Source organism: Pseudomonas sp. Z2-11 (assembly GCF_054161305.1).
Map to the genome: position 1 here is coordinate 2,156,457 of NZ_CP096395.1, position 23,133 is coordinate 2,179,589.

The following is a 23,133-nucleotide window of genomic DNA, read 5'->3' on the forward strand; positions in this document are numbered from 1 at the left end:
TTACCGGGCCGAAGCGAGTTGAGAGAAGGCGGTGCCGAGCCACTGCTGCACGCCATGCATCGTGGCGGCAGAGGTGTCGAGGAACGGTTGCGGGTAGACGCCGAGGTAAACCAGCAGCACCGCAAGGCCGAGCACCATGATCAGTTCGCGACCGTCCATGCCACGCAGCACTTCGTCCGACTTGGCCGGACCGAAGTAGGCGCGGTGGATCATGATCAGCGAGTAGACCGAACCGAACACCAGGCCGGACGTGGCGATCGCGGTGATCCACGGTGCGCTGACGAACGAGCCGATCAGGATCAGGAACTCGCCGACGAAGTTGCCGGTACCTGGCAGGCCCAGGGAAGCGGCCGCGAAGAACAGGCTGATGGCCGGCAGGTAGGCGATGCGCGACCAGATGCCGCCCATTTCACGCATGTCCCGGGTGTGCAGGCGCTCGTACAACTGACCGCTGAGGATAAACAGCGCCGCGGCCGACAGGCCGTGGGCGAGCATCTGGATCACCGCGCCTTGCAGGGCCAGCTGGCTGCCGGAGTAGATCCCGATCAGCACGAAGCCCATGTGCGAGACGCTGGAGAAGGCGATCAGGCGCTTGATATCGCTCTGGGCAAATGCCAGGAACGCACCGTAGAAAATCCCGATCAGGCCCAGGGTCATGGCAATCGGCGCGAACTCCGCCGAGGCATTCGGGAACAGCGGCAGGGCGAAACGCAGCAGGCCGTAGGCCGCCGTTTTCAACAGGATACCGGCCAGGTCCACGGAACCGGCGGTCGGTGCCTGGGCGTGGGCGTCCGGCAGCCAGGAGTGGAACGGCACCACCGGCAGCTTCACCGCGAAGGCGATGAAGAAGCCCAGCATCAGCACGTATTCGGTGGTGCGCGACATCTGCACTTTCAACAGGTCGGCGTAATTGAAGGTAATCACGCCAGTATTGTTGAAGTTCACCAGCACCAGGCCAAGGATCGCCACCAGCATGATCAGGCCGGAAGCCTGGGTGAAGATGAAGAACTTGGTCGCCGCGTAGATCCGGGTTTTCTTGCCGTCCGAAGAACTGTGACCCCAGAGCGCGATGAGGAAGTACATCGGCACCAGCATCATTTCCCAGAAGAAGAAGAACATGAACAGGTCCAGCGCCAGGAACACGCCGACGACACCGCCCAGGATCCACATCAGGTTCAGGTGGAAGAAACCGACGTGACGCTGGATCTCTTTCCAGGAGCAGAGTACCGAGAGAATACCCAGCAGGCCGGTCAGCAGGATCATCAGCAGCGACAGGCCGTCGAGGGCCAGGTGCACGCTGATGCCGAAGCGCTCGATCCAGGTGTGCTTGAACTCAAGCGCCCAGGTCGGATCGGCGCCAGGGGCCGGTGCAAATGAATAGTCGCCGGTCGCCCACAGCCAGAGGCCGAGCGCGAGTTCCAGGGACATGGTCAGCAGCGCAATCCAGCGCGGGAGGGTAGAGCTGGAACGCTCCGCCATCCAGCACAGCAGGCCGCCGATGAAGGGGATCAGGATTAGCCAGGGCAGAATCATGACGGGCTCGTTTCCTTTCGCAAGTTCGCAAGGTTCATATCAGACCGCTACCAGCACGATGGCGCCGATAACCAGCACGGCGCCAGCCGCCATGGAAGCCGCATACCAACGCAGTTGACCGGTCTCGGTACGGCTCAGGGCGGTGTGGCCGCCCTTGGCCATGCGCGGGATCAGGCCAATGGTCTGGTCGAGCGGGTCTTTGCGCAGAATGTGGCTGATCGCAAGGTATGGCTTGACGAACAGTTTGTCGTAGATCCAGTCGAAGCCCCAGGCGGCGAACCACCAGGCCGAGAGGAAACGCCCGATGCCGCTGTTGGCGATGGCCGTGACGAAGCGGCGCTTGCCAAGGAACAGCAGGGCGGCCAGCAGGATCCCCGCCAGGGCGATGGCACCCGAGGCGATTTCCAGGCTGTGCTTGGCTTCGCCGCCGGCATGGCCGACGCTTTGCGGCAGCACATCGGCCAGCGGTGGGGTGATCATTGCGCCGACAAAGGTCGACAGCACGATCAGCACCGACAGCGGCAGCCAATGGGCGATGCCGTGGCCGGCGTGGGCTTCGGTCTTGGCTTCACCGTGGAACGCGATGAAGATCAGGCGGAAGGTGTACAGCGAAGTCATGAACGCACCCACCAGGCCGGCATAGAGCAGACCCTGGTTACCGCTGGCGAACGCTTCCCAGAGGATTTCGTCCTTGGAGTAGAAACCGGCGGTGACCAGTGGCAGGGCTGCCAGGGCTGCGCCGCCGACGATGAAGCTGGCGTAGGCCAACGGCAGTTTTTTCCACAGGCCGCCCATCTTGAAGATGTTCTGCTCGTGGTGGCAGGCAACGATCACCGCACCGGAGGCAAGGAACAGCAGGGCCTTGAAGAACGCGTGGGTCATCAGGTGGAAGATCGCGCCTTCCCAGGCGCCGACACCCAGGGCCAGGAACATGTAGCCGATCTGGCTCATGGTCGAGTAGGCGAGGATACGCTTGATGTCGGTCTGCACCAGCGCGGCAAAACCGGCCAGCACCAGGGTCACGCCGCCAACGATGCCGACCAGGTGCAGGATGTCCGGCGCCAGGGCGAACAAGCCATGGGTACGGGCGATCAGGTAGACGCCCGCGGTAACCATGGTCGCGGCGTGGATCAGTGCCGAAACCGGGGTCGGGCCGGCCATCGCGTCCGCCAGCCAGGTTTGCAGCGGCAGTTGCGCGGATTTACCGACAGCACCGCCCAGCAGCATCAGGGTCGCCAGGACGATCCAGAAATCACCGGCCTTGAAGTGCTCCGGAGCACGAACCAGCAGCTCCTGGATGTTCAGCGTGCCCAGTTGCTGGAACAGGATGAACAGGCCGATGGCCATGAACACGTCGCCGATGCGGGTCACGATGAATGCCTTGAGCGCGGCGTTACCGTTGTTGCGGTTGCTGTAGTAGAAACCGATCAACAGGTACGAGCACAGGCCCACGCCTTCCCAGCCGAAGTACAGGAACAACAGGTTATCGCCGAGCACCAGGAACAGCATGCTGGCGATGAACAGGTTGGTGTAGGCGAAGAAACGCGAGTAACCGGCTTCACCGCGCATGTACCAGGACGCGAACAGGTGGATCAGGAAACCCACGCCAACCACCACGCCAAGCATGGTCACTGACAGGCCGTCCAGGTAGAGGGCGAAGTTCGGCGTGAAGCCTTCCACCGCCATCCACTGCCACAGCACCTGCACGTACCGGCCACCTTCCGGTGGGGCGACGTTGAATTGCCAGATCACATAGGCGGTGACGAGGGCGGACAGGCCGATCGAGCCCACGCCGACCAGCGCCGAAAGGTTTTCTGACCAGCGTCCACGGGAGAACGACAGCAGCAGGAAACCGATGAGGGGAAATACGAAAGTCAGGAAGAGAAGGTTCATCCGCGCATCTCGCTGGCAGCGTCAATATCGAGAGTGTGGAAGCGGCGGTACAGCTGCAACAGGATCGCCAGGCCGATACTGGCCTCCGCGGCTGCCAGGCTGATCACCAGGATGAACATGATCTGTCCATCCGGTTGCGCCCAGCGCGCGCCCGCGACGATGAAGGCCAGGGCGGAGGCATTCATCATGACCTCCAGGCTCATCAGCACGAACAGAATGTTGCGGCGGACCATCAGGCCGACCAGACCGAGACAGAACAGGATGCCGGCAACCGCCAGACCATGCTCGAGAGGGATAGCAGGCATGTGATTACTCCTTCGCCTCGTTACGGCCCAAATGGAACGCCGTGACGACTGCGGCAAGCAGCAGCATCGAGGCGAGTTCGACCACCAGCAGGTACGGACCGAACAGGCTGATGCCCACGGCCTTGGCGCCTACGGTGGTGTGGCCGATGGCCTGGCCGCTCTGGTGGGCGAACAGCACATACAGCAGTTCACCCAGCAGCAGCGCGGAGAGAATCACCGGCCCGGCCCAGATGCCCGGCTTGAGCCAGGAGCGTTCCTGCTGGACGGCCGCCGGACCCAGGTTGAGCATCATCACCACGAATACGAACAGCACCATGATGGCGCCGGCGTAGGCGATCACTTCCAGGGCACCGGCGAACGGTGCTCCGAGAGCGAAAAAGGTCATGGCCACGGCGATCAGCGAAATGATCAGGTAGAGCAGGGCGTGCACGGGGTTGGTGTTGGTGACCACACGAAGCGTGGACACCACCGCGATACCCGATGCGAAATAGAAAGCGAATTCCATCTTTCTTCCTTAAGGCAGCAAGCTCTTCACGTTGATCGGTTCGGCTTCGTTCTGCGCGGCGCCTTTCGGCTTACCGGCAATGGCCATACCTGCAACACGATAGAAGTTGTAATCAGGGTTTTTACCGGGACCGGAAATCAGCAAGTCTTCTTTCTCGTACACCAGGTCCTGACGCTTGAAGTCGGCCATTTCGAAATCCGGCGTGAGCTGGATCGCGGTGGTCGGGCACGCTTCCTCGCACAACCCGCAGAAAATGCAGCGCGAGAAGTTGATACGGAAGAAGTCCGGGTACCAGCGACCGTCTTCGGTCTCGGCTTTCTGCAGCGAGATGCAACCTACCGGGCACGCCACGGCGCACAGGTTGCAGGCCACGCAGCGTTCCTCACCGTCGGGGTCGCGGGTCAGGACGATACGGCCGCGATAACGCGGCGCCAGGTAGACCGCTTCTTCCGGGTATTGCAGGGTGTCGCGCTTGCGAAAGCCATGGCCGAAGATCATGACCAGGCTTCGCAGTTGGGTACCGGTACCCTTAACGATGTCGCCAATATATTTGAACATGGGTCAAATCCTCACTGAACCGCGGCCGCGGGCGCGTTCATCAAAACGATCGCAGCGGTCACCAGCATGTTGATCAGGGTCAGCGGCAGGCAGAATTTCCAGCTGAAGTCCATCACCTGGTCATAGCGTGGGCGCGGGATCGAGGCGCGCAGCAGGACGAACAGCATGATGAAAAACGCGGTCTTCAGGGCGAACCAGACGAAGGACAGTTGCGGCAGGATGCCGAACGGACCGTGCCAGCCACCGAAGAACAGCGTTACCAGCAGCGCCGAGATCAGGATGATGCCGATGTACTCGCCAACGAAGAACATGCCCCATTTCATGCCGGCATATTCAATGTGGTAACCGTCGGCCAGTTCCTGTTCCGCTTCCGGCTGGTCGAACGGGTGACGGTGAGTCACGGCCACGCCGGCGATGAAGAACGTACAGAAGCCGAAGAACTGCGGAATGATGAACCACAGGTTCTGGGCCTGGTACTCGACGATGTCGCGCATGTTGAACGAGCCGGCCTGGATCACGATGCCCATCAGCGACAGGCCCATGAACACTTCATAGGACACGGTCTGGGCCGAGGCCCGCAGACTGCCGAGCAGGGCGAACTTGTTGTTGCTCGACCAACCGGCGAACAGCACCGCGTACACCGAAAGACCGGCCATGGCGAAGAAGAACAGCAGTCCGATGTTCAGGTCCGCCACGCCCCAGGTCGGGGTGATCGGGATAACCGCGAAGGCGATCAGCAAGGCGCTCATGGCCACGACCGGTGCCAGGGTGAAAATCACCTTGTCGGCAAACGGCGGGGTCCAGTCTTCCTTGAAGAACATCTTGATCATGTCGGCGGCGATCTGGAACATGCCGAACGGGCCGACGCGGTTCGGACCGTAGCGGTCCTGCCACCAGCCGAGCAGGCGACGTTCGACGAAGCTCAGCAACGCGCCGCAGACCACCACGGCCAGCAGGATCACGATGGCCTTGAGGACCGTCAGGATCACCGCGATCACTTCAGGGGTGAACCAGCTCATTGCGCTGCCTCCTGCAGACCGTCGACAGTCTTGCCGAAAATCGCCGGTGGAATGCCCGCCAGGCCAGCCGGCAGGGCCACCAGGCCGGCGCCCAGTTCTTCATTGATGCGCAGCGGCAGACGCAAGGTCCGGCCCGCAACGTTCAGGCTCAGCAAGGCGCCATCGTTGACGCCCAGGCGATCGGCTTCGGACTTGGCCAGCGACACGTAGGCCGCCGGGATGCGCTCCTGCACCGGCTCGGCCTTGGAAGAGTTCTCTTCACTGCCGAACAGGTGATGGAACGGCACGACCTGCCAGGTGCCCGGTGCCGGATTGAAGGCGCGTGGCACGCTGGCGAACCAGCCGAGGCCATCGCCCTGGCTTTCGATCAGGCGGGTGCCCGGATCACCGGCGCGCAGGTGACCGCCGACTTCGTCCTGGAACTTGTTCCAGGCTTGCGGCGAGTTCCAGCCCGGCGACCAGGCGAACGGCACCTGGGAGCGCGGTTCGGCGGAGCCCGAGTAACCTTCCATGGAGAAGGCGAACGCGGTGTCCTGGTCCTGCGGCATACGCGGTTCGTGCACGCTGATGTTCGCGCGCATCGCGGTGCGGCCGGAGTAGCGCAGCGGTTCGCGCGCCAGCTTCAGGCCCTTGATGCGGAACGCGGCGGACGGCGCGGCGTCGACGATGCGGTTCAACTGCGGGCTGCTCGAGGCAACAGCGGCGGTGACGTGGTCCAGCTGGGTCCAGTCGATCGGCTGGTTCAGCAGGGTCGCGCGCAACGCGTGCAGCCAGCGCCAGCCTTCGTGGACCAGGATGCTGGCGTCCAGGTATTGCGGGTCAAAGACCTGGAAGAAGCGCTGGGCGCGACCTTCCTGGCTGACCAGCGTACCGTCGCCTTCGGCGAAGCTCGCCGCCGGCAGCACCAGGTCGGCGCGGTCGGTGGTGGCGGTTTTCTGATGGTCGGCGACGATCACTACCTTGGCAGCGTTCAGCGCAGCATCGACCTTGGCATTGTCGGTGCGGGTGAACAGGTCGTTCTCCAGCACCACGATGGCATCGGCGCTGCCGTCGATCACTGCTTGCAGGGCGGCATCGACCGATTCGCCACCGAGCATGGCCAGGCCGAGGCTGTTGGCTTCCGGCACGACCAGGCTGATGGAACCGTTCTTCTCGCGCAGCTTCAGGGCCTTGGCGATGTTGGCGGCGGCTTCGATCAGCGCCTTGGAACCCAGCGAGGTGCCGGCGATGATCAGCGGGCGCTTGGCCGCCAGCAGGGCGTCGGCGATGCGCTGGGCCAGGCCGGCGGCTTCGCTGTCCAGGCCGTCGACGGCCGGGGCGCTGGCGTCCAGGGCGTGGGCGACGGCAAAACCGATGCGCGCGAGGTCGTCCGGAGCGGCGTGGACGCATTCTTCGGCGACGTCGTCGAGCTTGGTTTCAGCGAGGCTGGCGATGAACAGCGGGTTCAGTGCGTGCTGGCCGATGTTCTTCACCGCAGCGTCGAGCCATGGCTGGACGCGCATGGCGTCGGCCATGTCCTCGGCCTTGCCTTTTACCGACTGGCGCAGGGCCAGGGCCATGCGGGCGGCGGTCTGGGTCAGGTCTTCGCCGAGGACGAACACCGCGTCGTGATCTTCGATGTCGCGCATCGTCGGCACGGGCAGCGGGCTGTCCTTGAGCACTTGCAGCACCAGGCGAATACGTTCCAGCTCGCCGGCTTCGATGCCGCTGTAGAAGTGCTCGGCGCCGACCAGCTCACGCAGGGCGTAGTTGCTTTCCAGGCTGGCCCGTGGCGAACCGATGCCGACAATGTTGCGACCGCGCAGCAGTTCGGCGGCCTTGTCCAGGGCTTCGTCCAGGCTCAGCTTGGCGCCATTGGCGAGCAGCGGCTGGCGCGGGCGGTCCTTGCGATTGACGTAGCCATAGCCGAAACGGCCACGGTCACAGAGGAAATACTGGTTCACCGAACCGTTGTAGCGGTTCTCGATGCGACGCAGTTCGCCGTAGCGTTCGCCCGGGCTGATGTTGCAGCCGCTGGAGCAGCCGTGGCAGATGCTTGGCGAGAACTGCATGTCCCACTTGCGGTTGTAGCGCTCGGAGTGAGTCTTGTCGGTGAATACACCGGTCGGGCAGACCTCGGTGAGGTTGCCGGAGAACTCGCTTTCCAGGGTGCCATCTTCAACGCGACCGAAGTACACGTTGTCGTGGGCGCCGAACACACCCAGGTCGGTGCCGCCGGCGTAGTCCTTGTAGAAACGCACGCAACGGTAGCAGGCGATGCAGCGGTTCATCTCGTGGGAAATGAACGGGCCGAGGTCCTGGTTCTGGTGGGTGCGCTTGGTGAAGCGATAACGGCGCTCGTTGTGGCCGGTCATCACGGTCATGTCTTGCAGGTGGCAGTGACCGCCTTCCTCACAGACCGGGCAGTCGTGAGGGTGGTTGGTCATCAGCCATTCGACGACGCTGGCGCGAAACACTTTCGCTTCTTCGTCGTCGATGGAGATCCAGCTGCCGTCGGTGGCGGGGGTCATGCAGGACATGACGATCCGACCACGCTTGTCGTTTTCGTCGGTGTACTGCTTGACCGCGCACTGGCGACAGGCGCCAACGCTGCCAAGGGCGGGGTGCCAGCAGAAATAAGGAATGTCGAGGCCCAGCGACAGACATGCCTGTAACAGGTTGTCTGCGCCATCGACTTCGAGCTCTTTGCCGTCTACGTGGATAGTGGCCATGGTTCAAAGTTCTTCGTTGGCCCGGTGTCAGCGGGCGTGGCTAATGGAATCTTGTTGTTCGTCCGAATCCAAACAGCCTCGGTGAAAAGGCGTCATCGAACGAAAGGCGAAGGGCACGGACCCTTCGCCTTGTTAAGCGTCGTTACGCGCCGACCATGGTCGGCGTGACCACCTGATTGAGATCGCCCGCGCGGGTTGGCGCGATGCCGGCCTCGAACTCAGGGCGGAAGTATTTGATTGCGCTGCCCAACGGCTCCACGGCACCCGGTGCGTGAGCACAGAAGGTCTTGCCTGGGCCGAGGAAACCGACCAGCCCCAGCAGGGTCTCGATGTCACCGGCCTGGCCCTGGCCGTTCTCGAGGGCCATCAGCAGCTTGACGCTCCATGGCAGGCCATCGCGGCAAGGGGTGCAGAAACCGCAGGACTCGCGGGCGAAAAACTGCTCCATGTTGCGCAGCAGGGAGACCATGTTGACGCTGTCGTCCACCGCCATCGCCAGGCCGGTACCCATCCGGGTGCCGACCTTGGCGATGCCGCCGGCGTACATTTGTGCGTCCAGGTGTTCCGGCAACAGGAAACCGGTACCGGCGCCGCCGGGCTGCCAGCACTTGAGCTTGTAGCCGTCGCGCATGCCGCCGGCGTAGTCCTCGAACAGCTCGCGCGCGGTGACGCCGAACGGCAGTTCCCACAGGCCAGGGTTCTTGACCTTGCCGGAGAAGCCCATGAGCTTGGTGCCCATGTCTTCGCTGCCGTCACGGGCCAGGGATTTGTACCAGTCCACGCCGTCGGCGATGATCGCCGGCACGTTGCACAAGGTCTCGACGTTGTTCACGCAGGTCGGCTTGCCCCACACGCCAACAGCGGCGGGGAAGGGCGGCTTGGAGCGTGGGTTGGCGCGACGACCTTCCAGGGAGTTGATCAGCGCGGTTTCTTCACCGCAGATATAGCGCCCGGCGCCGGTGTGGACGAACAGCTCGAAATCAAAACCCGAGCCGAGGATGTTCTTGCCCAGCAGGCCGGCGGCCTTGGCTTCTTCGACGGCACGGTTCAGGTGCCTGGCGGCGGTGGTGTATTCGCCGCGCAGGAAGATGTAGCCACGGTAGGTTTTCAGCGCGCGAGCACTGATCAGCATGCCTTCGATCAGCAGATGGGGCAGTTGCTCCATCAGCATGCGGTCTTTCCAGGTGTTGGGCTCCATCTCGTCCGCGTTGCACAGCAGGTAGCGGATGTTGATGGACTCGTCCTTGGGCATCAGGCCCCACTTCACGCCCGTGGGGAAGCCCGCACCGCCACGGCCCTTGAGGCCGGCGTCTTTCACGGTCTGGACGATGTCGTCGGCAGCCATGTCGGCGAACGCCTTGCGCGCGGCGGCATAGCCGTTCTTCGCCTGGTATTCGTCCAGCCACACCGCCTCGCCATCGTCACGCAGGCGCCAGGTCAGGGGATGGGTTTCGGCCGAACGCTGGATGCGGTTGGCGGGCCCGAAGGAAGTCAGGGTCATACGTAGCCCTCCAGCAGTTTGGCGACGCCATCCGGCTTGACGTCACCGAAGGTGTCGTCGTCGATCATCAGCGCCGGTGCCTTGTCGCAGTTGCCCAGGCAGCACACCGGCAGCAGCGTGAAGCGGCCGTCGGCGGTGGTCTGGCCCAGGCCAATGCCCAGCTTGCCCTGGATTTCGCTGACCACCGACTCGTGGCCGCCGATGTAGCAGACCATGCTGTCGCAGACGCGAATGATGTGGCGGCCCACCGGCTGGCGGAAAATCTGGCTGTAGAACGTGGCGACACCTTCGACGTCGCTCGCCGGAATGCCGAGGATTTCGCCGATGGCGTAGAGCGCGCCATCGGGCACCCAGCCACGTTCTTTCTGGACGATCTTCAGGGCTTCGATCGACGCCGCGCGCGGGTCTTCGTAGTGATGCAGCTCGTGCTCGATGGCCGAGCGCTCGGTTTCGCTCAGGGCGAAACGGTCTGTCTGGATAAGCGTGCTGTTCATGCTTAGCGGTCCACGTCGGCCATAACGAAATCGATACTACCCAGGTACGCGATCAAGTCCGCGACCATGCTGCCTTTGATCACCGAAGGGATCTGCTGCAGGTGCGGGTAGCTTGGGGTGCGAATCCGGGTGCGGTAGCTCATGGTGCCGCCATCGCTCGTCAGGTAATAACTGTTGATGCCCTTGGTCGCTTCGATCATCTGGAAGGATTCGTTGGCCGGCATGACCGGGCCCCACGAAACCTGCAGGAAGTGCGTGATCAGGGTCTCGATGTGTTGCAGCGTGCGCTCTTTTGGCGGCGGCGTGGTCAGCGGGTGGTCCGCCTTGTACGGGCCTTCCGGCATGTTGCGCATGCATTGCTCGATGATCTTCACGCTCTGGCGCATTTCCTCGACGCGAACCAGGCAGCGGTCATAGGCATCGCCGCTGGACGCCAGCGGGACTTCGAACTCGAAGTTCTCGTAGCCGGAGTACGGGCGCGCCTTGCGCAGGTCGAAATCGAGGCCGGTGGCGCGCAGGTTCGGGCCGGTGACGCCCCATTCCAGTGCTTCCTTGGTGTTGTACGCGGCGACGCCGACGGTACGACCCTTGAGGATGCTGTTCTGCAACGCTGCCTTGGTGTATTCGTCCAGGCGCTTGGGCATCCACTCGACGAAATCCTTGACCAGCTTTTCCCAGCCGCGCGGCAGGTCATGGGCAACGCCACCGATGCGGTACCACGCCGGGTGCAGGCGGAAACCGGTGATGGCTTCGATCACGGTGTAGGCTTTCTGGCGGTCGGTGAAGGTGAAGAACACCGGCGTCATGGCGCCCACGTCCTGGATATAGGTACCCAGGAACAACAGGTGGCTGGTGATCCGGAAGAACTCGGCCATCATGATGCGGATCACGTTGACCCGGTCCGGCACCGTGATGCCCGCCAGTTTTTCCACCGACAAGACGTACGGCAGGTTGTTCATCACGCCGCCGAGGTAATCGATGCGGTCGGTGTATGGAATATAGCTGTGCCAGGACTGACGCTCACCCATCTTCTCGGCGCCACGGTGGTGGTAGCCGATGTCCGGGACGCAATCGACGATCTCTTCACCGTCCAGTTGCAGGATGATACGGAACGCACCGTGGGCCGAAGGGTGGTTCGGGCCCAGGTTGAGGAACATGTAGTCCTCGTTGGCGCCGGAACGCTTCATGCCCCAGTCTTCCGGCTTGAAACGCGCGGATTCTTCCTCGAGCTGCTGCTTGGCCAGGGTCAGGCTGTACGGGTCGAACTCGGTGGCGCGGGCCGGGAAGTCCTTGCGCAACGGGTGACCTTCCCAGGTCGGCGGCATCATGATGCGGGTCAGGTGCGGGTGGCCGGGGAAGTCGATGCCCAACATGTCCCAGACTTCACGCTCGTACCAGTTGGCGTTCGGCCAGATGCCGGTCACGGTCGGCACGCTGAGGTCGCTCTCGGACAAGGCGACCTTGATCATTACGTCACTATTACGCTCGATCGACAGCAGGTGGTAGAACACGGTGAAGTCGGCGCCCGGCAGCCCCTGGCGCTTGGTGCGCAGGCGCTCGTCCACGCCGTGCAGGTCATAGAGCATGACGTACGGCTTGGGCAGGTTGCGCAGGAAAGTCAGGACTTCGATGAGCCTGGCGCGGGCAACCCAAAGCACCGGCATGCCGGTGCGGGTGGCCTGGGCGGTGAACGCCTCGGCGCCAAAGCGGTTGTTCAGTTCGACGACCACATCCTGGTCGTCTGCCTTGTAAGGCGGGATGTACAGAGCACTGCCTGTAGTCATGGTTATTTATCGCTTTCGGTCAACGTAAAGAATGAAGCCAGGTTCTCGTTTCTTCTACAGAACAGAGCTGGATCAGACTTCGTCGGGGCTGCGCAGGTTGGTGACTGCGATTCGCTGTTCGCGGCGCTGTTCCTTTTGCGACGGCATGTCGGCGCGATAGACGCCTTGATCACCGACGACCCAGGACAGTGGGCGACGCTCCTGGCCGATGGATTCCTGCAGCAGCATCAGGCCTTGCAGGAACGCTTCGGGGCGGGGCGGGCAGCCGGGCACGTAGACATCCACCGGGAGGAACTTGTCGACTCCCTGGACCACGGAATAAATGTCGTACATGCCGCCGGAGTTGGCACACGCGCCCATGGAAATGACCCACTTGGGTTCCAGCATCTGTTCGTACAGGCGCTGGATGATGGGAGCCATTTTCAGGAACGGCGTACCGGCGATAACCATGAAATCCGCCTGGCGCGGCGATGCCCGGATCACCTCGGCGCCAAAGCGCGCGATGTCGTGGGGCGCCGTGAAGGCGGTGGTCATTTCCACGTAGCAGCACGAAAGGCCGAAGTTGTACGGCCACAGGGAGTTCTTGCGACCCCAGTTGACCGTGCTGTTCAGCACGTCTTCGAGCTTGCCCATGAAGATGTTCTTGTGAACTTGATCCTCTAACGGATCGGAAACGGTTTCCCGCTTGCCGATCGGATACTGCTCGTTAGGAGCATCGGGGTCGATCCTGGTGAGATTGTATTGCATTGCCAAAGCCTCATTGTTTCAGCTTCGCCTGCCGCTTGCGCCGAGCTTCCGGAGCCCAATCAAGAGCCCCCACCCGGTAAAGGTAGACAAGACCTGCCAACAGAATTGCTATGAAAACGAGAGCTTCGACGAATCCGGTCCAGCCGCTTTCGCGGACGGACACAGACCATGCAAAGAGAAAAAGGGCTTCGATATCGAAGATCACGAAGAGCATCGCGACCAGATAGAATTTGGCTGAGAGCCGCAAGCGGGCGCCACCGGTAGGCAGCATGCCGGACTCGAACGGTTCATTCTTGCTGCGGCCCCAGGCTTTTGACCCGAGCAGGCTCGACACGCCGAGCATGAAGGCACACAGGCCGACAACACCCAGAAGGAAAATGGCAAAGCCCCAGTTGTGGGCCATGAGTCCTGTCGCTTCGGGCATGCTGGAAATCCTTAACAGAGAGCAAAGGTCTCTGAGCTTGAAAAGAAATAACGCAGTGACGATATGTCGCAGCAATCAATCGCGGTGATTTTATGGCTAAACACCGGGCAAGTAAAATTCCTATAGCGAAATTATTTATTGGAATAAGGACATAGCGCGCCTCCACGACCTCGCGAGCCCGGCCCCGTGGGGATTGGCTGTCGAATCCACAATGGAATTTCGTTTTGGATGTAACAATGAAAACGCCCTTCAAATGATAATTATTATTGTTTGGCCCGCGATCGCCGTATGGGCTCGATGCAACAACTGAGAACATGTCTTATATAGCGGTGACCGCAGTTGTCAGCGCCGGCCGTTTTACTCTTTTTCAGACTGCCCGTTACTGCGTTCGATCAATCTTTTTGTTTTTTCTGCGGTAGTGCTTCCTTGAGGGCTGTCTGGATCCTTGTGGCGAGGGAGCTTGCTCCCGCTTGAGTGCGAAGCGCTCACAAAAAGGCTGCTGCGCAGCCAGCGGGAGCAAGCTCCCTCGCCACAATATCCTTTCATGTGACGACGTTGCTGCTAAAGCATAGGCAAAAAAAAGCCCCGAACCAGTCGGGGCTTCAAATCGTCGGCTTTGCGGTTAGCTTTTATTCGGTCCGCAAGGGCCGTTTACGCGTGCAATCAGTGGAACTGTTCTTCTTCGGTCGAGCCGGTCAGTGCGGTCACCGACGAGGTACCGCCCTGGATCACCGTGGTCATGTCATCGAAGTAGCCGGTGCCGACTTCCTGCTGGTGGGCCACGAAGGTGTAGCCTTTGGCGGCGTCAGCGAACTCCTGCTCTTGCAGCTTCACGTAGGCGGTCATGTCGTTGCGGGCGTAGTCGTGCGCCAGGTTGAACATGCTGTGCCACATGTTGTGGATGCCGGCCAGGGTGATGAACTGGTGCTTGTAGCCCATGGCGGACAGTTCGCGCTGGAACTTGGCGATGGTCGCGTCGTCCAGGTTCTTCTTCCAGTTGAAGGAAGGCGAGCAGTTGTACGACAGCAGTTGGTCCGGGTATTCCTTCTTGATCGCTTCGGCGAAGCGACGAGCTTCGTCCAGGTCCGGCTTGGCGGTTTCGCACCAGATCAGGTCGGCGTACGGGGCGTAGGCCAGGCCACGGGCGATGGCCTGGTCGAGACCGGCGCGCACCTTGTAGAAGCCTTCCTGGGTACGGGTGCCGGTGACGAACGGCTGGTCGTACGGATCGCAGTCGGAAGTCAGCAGGTCAGCGGCGTTGGCGTCGGTACGGGCCAGAATGATGGTCGGTACGCCGGCAACGTCGGCGGCCAGGCGCGCGGCGGTCAGCTTCTGTACGGCTTCCTGGGTGGGAACCAGTACCTTGCCGCCCATGTGGCCGCATTTTTTAACCGAGGCCAGCTGATCTTCGAAGTGCACGCCGGCGGCGCCTGCCTCGATCATGCTCTTCATCAGTTCGTAGGCGTTCAGTACGCCGCCGAAACCGGCTTCGGCGTCAGCCACGATTGGCGCGAAGTAGTCGATGTAGCCTTCGTCGCCCGGGTTCTTGCCGGCTTTCCACTGGATCTGGTCGGCACGACGGAACGAGTTGTTGATGCGCTTGACCACGGTTGGAACCGAATCCACCGGGTACAGCGACTGGTCGGGGTACATGGACTCGGCGGAGTTGTTGTCCGCGGCCACTTGCCAGCCCGACAGGTAGATGGCCTGGATGCCGGCCTTGACCTGCTGCACAGCCTGGCCGCCGGTCAGGGCGCCCATGCAGTTGACGAAGTCTTTCTCGGGACGGAAGGCTGGCTTGGCGCCCTGGGTGACCAGGTTCCACAGCTTCTCGGCGCCCATTTTCGCGAAGGTGTGCTCAGGTTGCACCGAGCCACGCAGACGGACGACGTCAGCAGCCGAATAATTGCGCGTCACGCCTTTCCAGCGCGGGTTTTCAGCCCAGTCTTTTTCAAGGGCTGCAATTTGCTGTTCGCGTGTCAGTGCCATGGAAATAAACCTCGTCGCGTCTTGTATGGATGGTCGTTCCGGGCTGGAAGGTTCCAGCTCGTCAATCGCACCAGTCATTGGTGTGAAGGGCTGCTCGCTGACCAGGAGGCTGGCGTACAAGTCGGTTCAGGCGGGGAGGCGACGGGATGAACGATGGGCTCGAGGGGAAAGTGAGCAGGTAGGGGCGAGCTGCGGGCGCATTCGGGCGTCGTGGGCCTTCATACGAACTCAGAGTGATGCCGGGTTACCTAGTTACGCTTCCGTCCCTCGGGACAACTTCGTTCCAGTCGCAACCTCGTCAAACACACCTTGTGGGCGGTACAGACACGAATCGGCTCGCAGGGTAGTTGCAAGCGTCGACCCGAAGGCCCTTGCCAGGGCCCCTGATTAGCGGGAGCGAGGCCATCATGCCTTCGGTTTTTTGGCTCGTCAAACGTTTTGTAGTGCTTTTTTTCAGGCACTACATCTTTGGTCTAATACGACTTATCAGTCAGTTTCTGGTGCTTCAGTTCAGCGTATCGACCTTGACCCGCAAAATCATGTCATCCCGGCCTTGGGTCGAGTAGCTGCGGGTCAGGCCTTGTTTATCGGCCTGATTCTGCCGATTCACCCCGGCCAGGGTGATCCACTCGCCCAGGCGCCCGCTGACGGTTGTGTCGGTGCTTTGCACGTTCACTACATCGGGACGTTCCTGGCTCATGCGGTCACGGTTGGTGCTGATGCTCAGATGAACGGTCTCGCCGGTGACGCTGGCCGTTACGTAAAAACCTTGGGTGACGTTGCGGTATTCGGTCTGGCTTTGCATGCGCCCATAGCCGTCGGTCTGGTTGCTGGTGAAGGGCACGCTCTGGCCCACCTGGATCAGCGCCGGCTGGCCCTCGCTGGCCTGGATCTGCTGCACGCCGCCGTCACGGCTGGCGGTGCTGCGGTTGATGATGCGGGTCTGGCTGGGTGCGGCTCCGTTGATCGAGTAACCCTGATCGCCTTGCAGGTTGTTTTCATTGGTGTCGACCGTGATCAGCAAGCGCTTGGGAGCCACGTCGAGCTGCGCCAGGAATTGTCGAAGTTCTTCGATCTTGCCGGGTTCGGCGTTGACGATCAGTTGGTTGCCGTAAGCGCTGACCTGGCCATCCTTGCCGATGAAGTTCTGCGCCACCGGCAGCAAGTCCGCGCTGGTGCGGTAGTTCAGCGGCACGATTTCGGTAGCCGCCATGACTGACAGGCTGCAACCGAGCAGCAGGGTGGTCAGCAGGGTACGTAGGGACATGTCCATTTCTCCGCGAGACAAAAGCTGGATATTGCCAGTTTGTCGGCCCCGGGTGGGGCAAGTTGAATGGTAGACGGCAAAACGCCCCGGCATCGGTGGATGGCGGGGCGTTTTGGGCGTTGCAGGATGTTGTTGCAGGCTGCCTTTGTGGCGAGGGAGCTTGCTCCCGCTGGGTCGCGAAGCGACCCCAAAAAGCGGGGGCCGCTGCGCAGCCCAGCGGGAGCAAGCTCCCTCGCCACAGGGGTATTAGGTCGAATGACGGACCATGTCCACGTGAGGAATCCCGGCTTCGAGGAACTCCTCGCTGACCACCGCAAACCCCAGTCGCTCGTAGAACGGCGTGGCGTGTACCTGGGCGCTGAGCATCTGCTGCTTGAGCCCGCGCTTCTCGGCCTCGGCGATTGCTGCGTGCATCAGCGCATCGCCGACTTTCAGGCCGCGCCAATCCTTCAGGACCGAGACGCGGCCGATATGGCCATCGGTCAGCAGGCGCGCGGTGCCGATGGGAAAGTCGCCTTCGAAGGCCAGGAAATGCACGGCATCCTGATCGTCCGAATCCCACTCCAACTCCGGCGGCACGGATTGCTCGGCAATGAATACCGCTTCACGAATGCGCCGGATCTCGGCGTTATCCTTTTGCCAGTCTGCGACACGAACGTGAATTTTATTCATCGGCGAACCCCAGGCTACCTTGCTTGACCAATTCATGAATGAGGCCGCGACCGTCCTCGTCGGCCAGCCATGGGCCGAGGTTCTCGATGTGCAGCGCGTCGGCGGCACAGATCATCTTCAACAGGTCGCGCAATTTGCCCGGCAAATAACGGCTCTGGCCGCTGGCGAACAGCAGCAGGTCGTCATCGACTTCCGACCAGGCCAGGCGAGCGCTCGGGTTGCGAATGATCACCGCGCCCTGTTCCAGGCCGGCCAGCAAATCGTCTTCTTCCAGCTCCGGGCCGACGACCAGTTCCGGATAGCGCGGCTCGGTCATGAACTGGCCGAACCAGGTCAGCAGCAGGCGCTCGTCGCTCATGTGCTCGGCCAGCAGGCCCTTGAGCCGGTCCAGGGCGTCATGCTGGATCTGATGCGGGTCGGCGACAGGCCGCGCGTCGGCGTCGGTGTAGCGCTCTTCGTCCGGCAGGAACTGGCTTAGGAAGTCGGTGAAATGGGTCAGCACCTCGGCGGCGCTCGGTGCGCGGAAACCCACCGAATAGGTCATGCAGTCATCCACGGCGACGCCGCAGTGGGCCAGGCGCGGTGGCAGGTAGAGCATGTCGCCAGGTTCAAGGACCCATTCCTCGGTCGCCTCGAAATCGGCGAGGATGCGCAGGTCCGCATGGGGCAGCAGCGAGCTTTCGGAGTTGCACATCTGGCCGATTTTCCAGTTGCGCTTGCCGTGGCCCTGCAGCAGGAACACATCGTAGTTGTCGAAATGCGGGCCGACGCCGCCACCTGGGGCAGCGAAGCTGATCATCACATCGTCGATGCGCCAGCTCGGCAAAAAGCGGAAATGCTCCAGCAGCTCGCTGACTTCCGGTACGAACTGGTCGACCGCCTGCACCAGCAGGGTCCACTCGCGCTCCGGCAGTTTGCTGAACTCGTCTTCGGCGAACGGGCCGCGACGCAATTCCCAGGGGCGCTCGCCGTGTTCGATCACCAGGCGTGACTCGATCTCTTCCTCAAGCGCAAGGCCGGCCAGTTCGTCGGCATCGATCGGGCTTTCGAAGTCAGGAATGGCCTGGCGGATCAGCAGGGGTTTCTTCTGCCAGTAGTCGCGCAGGAACTCCCGTGCCGTGATACCGCCCAGGAGTTGCAGTGGAATGTCAGAATTCATGTGTAACCTATTGAAAAAATATACTTTTCAGACGCGAATAAAAACGCCCGGCGCGGCCGGGCGTCTCAAAGGTGAAGCGATGTGTCAGATGCGCTTGGCTTGTGCCGCCGCGTTGCCGATGTAGCTGGCCGGGGTCAGCTTCTTCAGCTCTGCCTTGGCCTCGGCAGGCATGTCCAGGCCATCGATGAAAGTCTGCAACGCGTCCGGGCTGATGCCCTTGCCACGGGTCAGTTCTTTCAGCTTTTCATAGGGGTTTTCGATGTTGTAGCGACGCATCACGGTCTGGATCGGCTCGGCCAGGACTTCCCAGCAGGCATCCAGGTCGGCGGCGATTTTCTGCTCGTTCAGTTCCAGCTTGCTGATGCCCTTGAGGCTGGCCTCATAGGCGATGACGCTGTGGGCAAAACCTACGCCCAGGTTGCGCAGCACGGTGGAGTCGGTCAGGTCGCGCTGCCAGCGGGAAATCGGCAGCTTGCTCGCCAGGTGCTGGAACAGCGCGTTGGCGATGCCCAGGTTGCCTTCGGAGTTTTCGAAGTCGATCGGATTGACCTTGTGCGGCATGGTCGAGGAACCGATTTCGCCGGCGATGGTGCGCTGCTTGAAGTAACCCAGGGAGATGTAGCCCCAGATGTCACGGTCGAAGTCGATCAGGATGGTGTTGAAGCGCGCGATCGCGTCGAACAGCTCGGCGATGTAGTCATGCGGCTCGATCTGGGTGGTGTACGGGTTGAAGCTCAGGCCCAGCTCGTCTTCGATGAAGGCGCGGGCGTTGGCTTCCCAGTCGATGTCCGGGTAGGCCGACAGGTGGGCGTTGTAGTTGCCCACGGCGCCGTTGATCTTGCCCAGCAGTGGCACGGCGGCTACCTGGGCGATCTGGCGCTCCAGGCGATACACCACGTTCGCCAGTTCCTTGCCCAGGGTGGTCGGCGAAGCCGGTTGACCGTGGGTGCGCGACAGCATCGGCACGTCGGCGAAGCGGATCGCCAGTTCGCGGATGGCCTGGGCGGTCTGGCGCATCAGGGGCAGCATCACCTCGTCGCGGCCCTCGCGCAGCATCAGGGCGTGGGACAGGTTGTTGATGTCCTCGCTGGTGCAGGCAAAGTGAATGAACTCGCTGACGTTTGCCAGTTCCGGCAGCTTGGCCGCCTGCTCCTTGAGCAGGTATTCGATGGCCTTGACGTCGTGGTTGGTGGTGCGCTCGATCTCTTTGACGCGCTCGGCGTGCTCCAGCGCGAAATCGTCGGCCAGGGCGTTCAGTACCGCGTTGGCTTCGGCGGAAAAGGCCGGTACTTCGCCAATCCCAGGGTGAGCGGCCAGGCGCTGGAGCCAGCGCACTTCAACCAGAACGCGGGCACGGATCAGGCCGTACTCGCTGAAAATAGGGCGCAGGGCCTGGGTTTTGCCGGCGTAGCGGCCGTCTACAGGGGAAACCGCAGTGAGCGAAGAGAGCTGCATGGGGTGTTCTCGGACAGTCGGGCAACGAAATGGGGCGCGTATCATACATGAAATCCAGCGCCGGTCCGTTGCCAACTGACCGACGTGTTACGCGTATCGAGATAAAACTGTTCATTACCTGTGGCGAGGGCGCTTGCTCCCGCTGGGCTGCAAAGCAGCCCCTCAATGTCCACAAGCAGGTCGAGGCGACTTATTCGTTGCGCATCAACGGGTAAAGCTCTTTCAGCAATTTGCGCCGGCTGATCACCAGCTGCCAGCGATGCCCACCCAGTTGTCGCCACAGCCGCGCCGAGCGAATCCCGGCCAGCAACAGGGCGCGGATCTTCGAAGCGTTACTAGGCTGCTGCAGGTTACGCATGTCGCCATGCACCTGGATGCGCTGGCGCAGGGTACTCAAGGTGTCCTGGTACAGCGCGCCGCAAGCGGCGATTACGTTCTCGTGGGACGGGCCGAAGTGTTCGACCTGGGACTGGATCTGTGGCAAGCGTTTGCCAATGGTCTCCAGCAGATCGTCTCGCTTGGCCAGCTGGCGCTCCAGGCCCAGCATCGACAGGGCGTAGCGCAGCGGCTCGCGTTGCAGGGCGCTGGGGTCGCGCTCCAGGGCGCCGATCAGCGCGCGGTAGCCTTCGCGCAGGTTCAGGTCATCGCCACCATAGACTTCCAGGGTGTCCTTGGGGTCGCGCACCAGCAGGCTGCCGAGCATGCAGCCCAGGCCGGCTTCGGTGGCCTGGCCGGTCTTGGCGATCCGGTCCACCAGCACCGCGGCGAGAAACACCCCGCCGAGTGCCGTCAGTTGTTCCTGGATCGGCGTCATGCCTGGCTGCTCCATGGCTCGGCGACTTCTATCACGCCGCCGCCGAGGCAGACTTCACCGTCGTAGAACACCACGGACTGGCCGGGGGTGACCGCGCGCTGCGGATCATCGAACGTGGCGCGATAGCCGCTGGCGGTTTTTTCCAGGGTGCAGGGCTGGTCGCTCTGGCGGTAGCGAACCTTGGCCGTCAGGCGGCGCGGTTCGCTGAGGTCGATCGGGTTGACCCAATAGATGTCGGAGGCGAGCAGGGCACGGGAAAACAGCCATGGATGGTCATTGCCCTGGCCAACGATCAGCTCGTTGTGCTCCAGGTCCTTGACCAGCACGTACCACGGCTCTTCGCCGGCGTCTTTCAAGCCGCCGATGCCCAGGCCCTGGCGCTGGCCGATGGTGTGGTACATCAGACCATGGTGGCGGCCGATGACTTCGCCTTCGGTGGTCTTGATCTCGCCCGGCTGGGCCGGCAGGTATTGCTTGAGGAAATCGCTGAAGCGCCGTTCGCCAATGAAGCAGATCCCGGTGGAATCCTTCTTCTTCGCGGTGGCCAGCTCATGTTTCTCGGCAATTGCGCGCACTTCGGGTTTTTCCAGCTCGCCCACCGGGAACAGGGTCTTGGCGATCTGTTCACCGCCGACGGCGTGCAGGAAATAACTCTGGTCCTTGTTCGGGTCCAGGCCCTTGAGCAGCTCGGTACGACCGTCGATGTCGCGGCGGCGCACGTAGTGACCGGTGGCGATCAGGTCGGCGCCGAGCATCATGGCGTAGTCGAGGAACGCCTTGAACTTGATTTCGCGGTTGCAGAGGATGTCCGGGTTCGGCGTGCGACCGGCCTTGTATTCGGCGAGGAAGTGCTCGAACACATTGTCCCAGTATTCGGCGGCGAAGTTGGCGGTGTGCAGCTTGATGCCGATCCGGTCGCAGACGGCCTGAGCGTCCGCCAGGTCGTCCATGGCGGTGCAATATTCGGTTCCGTCGTCTTCTTCCCAGTTCTTCATGAACAGGCCTTCCACCTCATAACCCTGCTCGATCAGCAGAAGGGCGGAAACGGAAGAGTCCACGCCGCCGGACATGCCGACTATGACGCGTTGCTTGGGGGTGTTCGAAGAGGCTGGATCACGCATAGGAATTCAATGAGTGTCTTGAAAAAGGACGCGATTCTATCAGGCCCGGGCGTGCAAGGCTAAAGAGAAGGGCGGATAAGCTCCAGGCTGTGGCGATGGCCGGCCAGGTAATCGTCGATGCAGCGGATGACCAGCTCGCTGCGCCAGCGGTCGCGCTGTGTCAGTAATTCGTCGCGGGTCAGCCACTTGGCGCCGAGGATGCCGTCGTCCAGTTGATAATCCGGGTGGTGTTTCAGGGCTTTGGCGGCGAAGCAGACCCGCTGGTAGGTCACGCCGTTGCTCGGGGCGGTGTAGAGGTAGAGGCCGGTGACGCTGGTGGGTTCGACGTCCCAGCCGGTTTCTTCGAGGGTTTCGCGTATGGCGGCTTCGATCAGTGTTTCGTTCGGGTCCAGGTGGCCGGCGGGCTGGTTGAGCACTGCTCGTCCGCCTTTGGATTCTTCGACCATCAGGAAGCGGCCGTGGTCTTCGACGATGGTGGCGACGGTGATGTGGGGTTGCCAGTTCATGAGACTCCTCTATTTCTCGGATTTTGTTGGCTGGGTACATATCCATTGCTGCGGTCACGGCTGCTTGGGGTTCCGCCCTTACGGCGGGTCACTTTTTTCAGACGCCAAAAAAGTAACCAAAAAGGCTTTGGGGTATGACTCACCCACATAGGTTACAAATCAGTTCACTCACATAGGTAACAGTTTTTAACTGGCAGGGTCGGTTTTCGAGGATCTGACCATGCCATGGCGAGAGCTGAAACCTATGGACCTGAAACTGCTATTCATCGCGAACTACATCAAAGGCCTGCCCAGCTATACCCCCATCTAATTGTGGGAGCGAGCCTGCTCACTGGCCGGGTTTCGTTGATTGAGTACATATCCATTGCTGCGGTCACGGCTGCTTAGGGTTCCGCCCTTACGGCGGGTCACTTTTTTCAGACGCCAAAAAAGTAACCAAAAAGGCTTTGCCCCACCACTCGGTGCCTCGCCTGGGCTCGGCATGCCCTCACTCCGGCATTGCTCCGTGGGCCGCCGCGAAGGGCCATCCATGGCCCAGCGCGGCTAACCCGGCGTCCATGCCGGGTTGCCCACTGCGCAATGCCTGCGTTCGGCCATCGTGGTTAACGGGGCGCCCCAGATCAAGATCAAGATCAAGATCAAGATCAAAAGCGAGGCGGCCTGATAGCCGGCCTGT

The 23,133-nt window shown here is 61.8% G+C and carries 20 protein-coding genes; all 20 read right to left on the bottom strand.

Going from position 1 to position 23,133, the window contains the following annotated elements; translation table 11 throughout:
• Complete coding sequence (gene nuoM, locus M1E16_RS09685; protein ID WP_434569028.1) at positions 1 to 1,533, bottom strand: NADH-quinone oxidoreductase subunit M; 1,533 nt, start codon at positions 1,531 to 1,533, stop codon at positions 1 to 3.
• Positions 1,534 to 1,572: 39 nt separating this feature from the next.
• Positions 1,573 to 3,426 carry an NADH-quinone oxidoreductase subunit L gene (gene nuoL / locus M1E16_RS09690; protein WP_458129755.1) on the bottom strand — a complete coding sequence of 618 codons (1,854 nt, stop codon included), beginning with the start codon at positions 3,424 to 3,426 and terminating at the stop codon, positions 1,573 to 1,575.
• On the bottom strand, positions 3,423 to 3,731 hold the full coding sequence (gene nuoK / locus M1E16_RS09695) for an NADH-quinone oxidoreductase subunit NuoK (RefSeq protein WP_003180046.1): 309 nt from the start codon (positions 3,729 to 3,731) through the stop codon (positions 3,423 to 3,425). Before nuoK ends, nuoL begins: the two co-directional genes overlap by 4 nt.
• A gap of 4 nt (positions 3,732 to 3,735) precedes the next feature.
• Positions 3,736 to 4,236 carry an NADH-quinone oxidoreductase subunit J gene (nuoJ, locus tag M1E16_RS09700; RefSeq protein WP_030141317.1) on the bottom strand — a complete coding sequence of 167 codons (501 nt, stop codon included), beginning with the start codon at positions 4,234 to 4,236 and terminating at the stop codon, positions 3,736 to 3,738.
• A gap of 9 nt (positions 4,237 to 4,245) precedes the next feature.
• Complete coding sequence (gene nuoI, locus M1E16_RS09705) at positions 4,246 to 4,794, bottom strand: NADH-quinone oxidoreductase subunit NuoI (protein WP_072392816.1); 549 nt, start codon at positions 4,792 to 4,794, stop codon at positions 4,246 to 4,248.
• A gap of 11 nt (positions 4,795 to 4,805) precedes the next feature.
• Positions 4,806 to 5,813: an NADH-quinone oxidoreductase subunit NuoH gene (gene nuoH, locus M1E16_RS09710; RefSeq protein WP_186609329.1), complete on the bottom strand. Its 1,008-nt coding sequence runs from the start codon at positions 5,811 to 5,813 to the stop codon at positions 4,806 to 4,808.
• The gene (gene nuoG / locus M1E16_RS09715; protein WP_434569025.1) at positions 5,810 to 8,524 is read right to left on the bottom strand and encodes an NADH-quinone oxidoreductase subunit NuoG; all 2,715 of its coding nucleotides are present in this window, start codon (positions 8,522 to 8,524) and stop codon (positions 5,810 to 5,812) included. The genes nuoH and nuoG overlap by 4 nt, the downstream gene beginning before the upstream one ends.
• A 142-nt stretch (positions 8,525 to 8,666) precedes the next feature.
• The gene (gene nuoF / locus M1E16_RS09720) at positions 8,667 to 10,025 is read right to left on the bottom strand and encodes an NADH-quinone oxidoreductase subunit NuoF (protein ID WP_434624706.1); all 1,359 of its coding nucleotides are present in this window, start codon (positions 10,023 to 10,025) and stop codon (positions 8,667 to 8,669) included.
• On the bottom strand, positions 10,022 to 10,519 hold the full coding sequence (gene nuoE, locus M1E16_RS09725; protein WP_003180060.1) for an NADH-quinone oxidoreductase subunit NuoE: 498 nt from the start codon (positions 10,517 to 10,519) through the stop codon (positions 10,022 to 10,024). The genes nuoF and nuoE overlap by 4 nt, the downstream gene beginning before the upstream one ends.
• A gap of 2 nt (positions 10,520 to 10,521) precedes the next feature.
• Positions 10,522 to 12,303 (bottom strand): NADH-quinone oxidoreductase subunit C/D, encoded by a 1,782-nt coding sequence (nuoC, locus tag M1E16_RS09730; RefSeq protein WP_458129756.1) that lies wholly within the window; start codon positions 12,301 to 12,303, stop codon positions 10,522 to 10,524.
• 72 nt (positions 12,304 to 12,375) lie between these two features.
• On the bottom strand, positions 12,376 to 13,050 hold the full coding sequence (locus M1E16_RS09735) for a NuoB/complex I 20 kDa subunit family protein (RefSeq protein ID WP_186609323.1): 675 nt from the start codon (positions 13,048 to 13,050) through the stop codon (positions 12,376 to 12,378).
• A 10-nt stretch (positions 13,051 to 13,060) separates the two neighbouring features.
• On the bottom strand, positions 13,061 to 13,474 hold the full coding sequence (locus M1E16_RS09740) for an NADH-quinone oxidoreductase subunit A (protein ID WP_030141323.1): 414 nt from the start codon (positions 13,472 to 13,474) through the stop codon (positions 13,061 to 13,063).
• A gap of 663 nt (positions 13,475 to 14,137) precedes the next feature.
• Entirely contained in the window at positions 14,138 to 15,463 is a 1,326-nt protein-coding gene (aceA, locus tag M1E16_RS09745; RefSeq protein WP_135846088.1) for an isocitrate lyase, read from the bottom strand.
• A 505-nt stretch (positions 15,464 to 15,968) separates the two neighbouring features.
• Entirely contained in the window at positions 15,969 to 16,730 is a 762-nt protein-coding gene (locus M1E16_RS09750) for a secretin N-terminal domain-containing protein (RefSeq protein ID WP_434569022.1), read from the bottom strand.
• Positions 16,731 to 16,976: 246 nt separating this feature from the next.
• On the bottom strand, positions 16,977 to 17,402 hold the full coding sequence (locus M1E16_RS09755; RefSeq protein ID WP_434603710.1) for a GNAT family N-acetyltransferase: 426 nt from the start codon (positions 17,400 to 17,402) through the stop codon (positions 16,977 to 16,979).
• The gene (locus M1E16_RS09760; RefSeq protein ID WP_458129757.1) at positions 17,395 to 18,561 is read right to left on the bottom strand and encodes a ribosomal protein uL16 3-hydroxylase; all 1,167 of its coding nucleotides are present in this window, start codon (positions 18,559 to 18,561) and stop codon (positions 17,395 to 17,397) included. The genes M1E16_RS09755 and M1E16_RS09760 overlap by 8 nt, the downstream gene beginning before the upstream one ends.
• Positions 18,562 to 18,645: 84 nt before the next feature.
• Positions 18,646 to 20,016 carry an adenylosuccinate lyase gene (purB, locus tag M1E16_RS09765; protein WP_434603714.1) on the bottom strand — a complete coding sequence of 457 codons (1,371 nt, stop codon included), beginning with the start codon at positions 20,014 to 20,016 and terminating at the stop codon, positions 18,646 to 18,648.
• A 190-nt stretch (positions 20,017 to 20,206) separates the two neighbouring features.
• Entirely contained in the window at positions 20,207 to 20,830 is a 624-nt protein-coding gene (gene hflD / locus M1E16_RS09770; RefSeq protein ID WP_305495552.1) for a high frequency lysogenization protein HflD, read from the bottom strand.
• Positions 20,827 to 21,951: a tRNA 2-thiouridine(34) synthase MnmA gene (gene mnmA / locus M1E16_RS09775; RefSeq protein WP_458129758.1), complete on the bottom strand. Its 1,125-nt coding sequence runs from the start codon at positions 21,949 to 21,951 to the stop codon at positions 20,827 to 20,829. The genes hflD and mnmA overlap by 4 nt, the downstream gene beginning before the upstream one ends.
• 59 nt (positions 21,952 to 22,010) lie before the next feature.
• A complete protein-coding gene (locus tag M1E16_RS09780; protein WP_434652797.1) occupies positions 22,011 to 22,457 on the bottom strand; it encodes an NUDIX hydrolase in 447 nt (148 codons plus the stop codon).
• Positions 22,458 to 23,133: the final 676 nt, after the last annotated feature.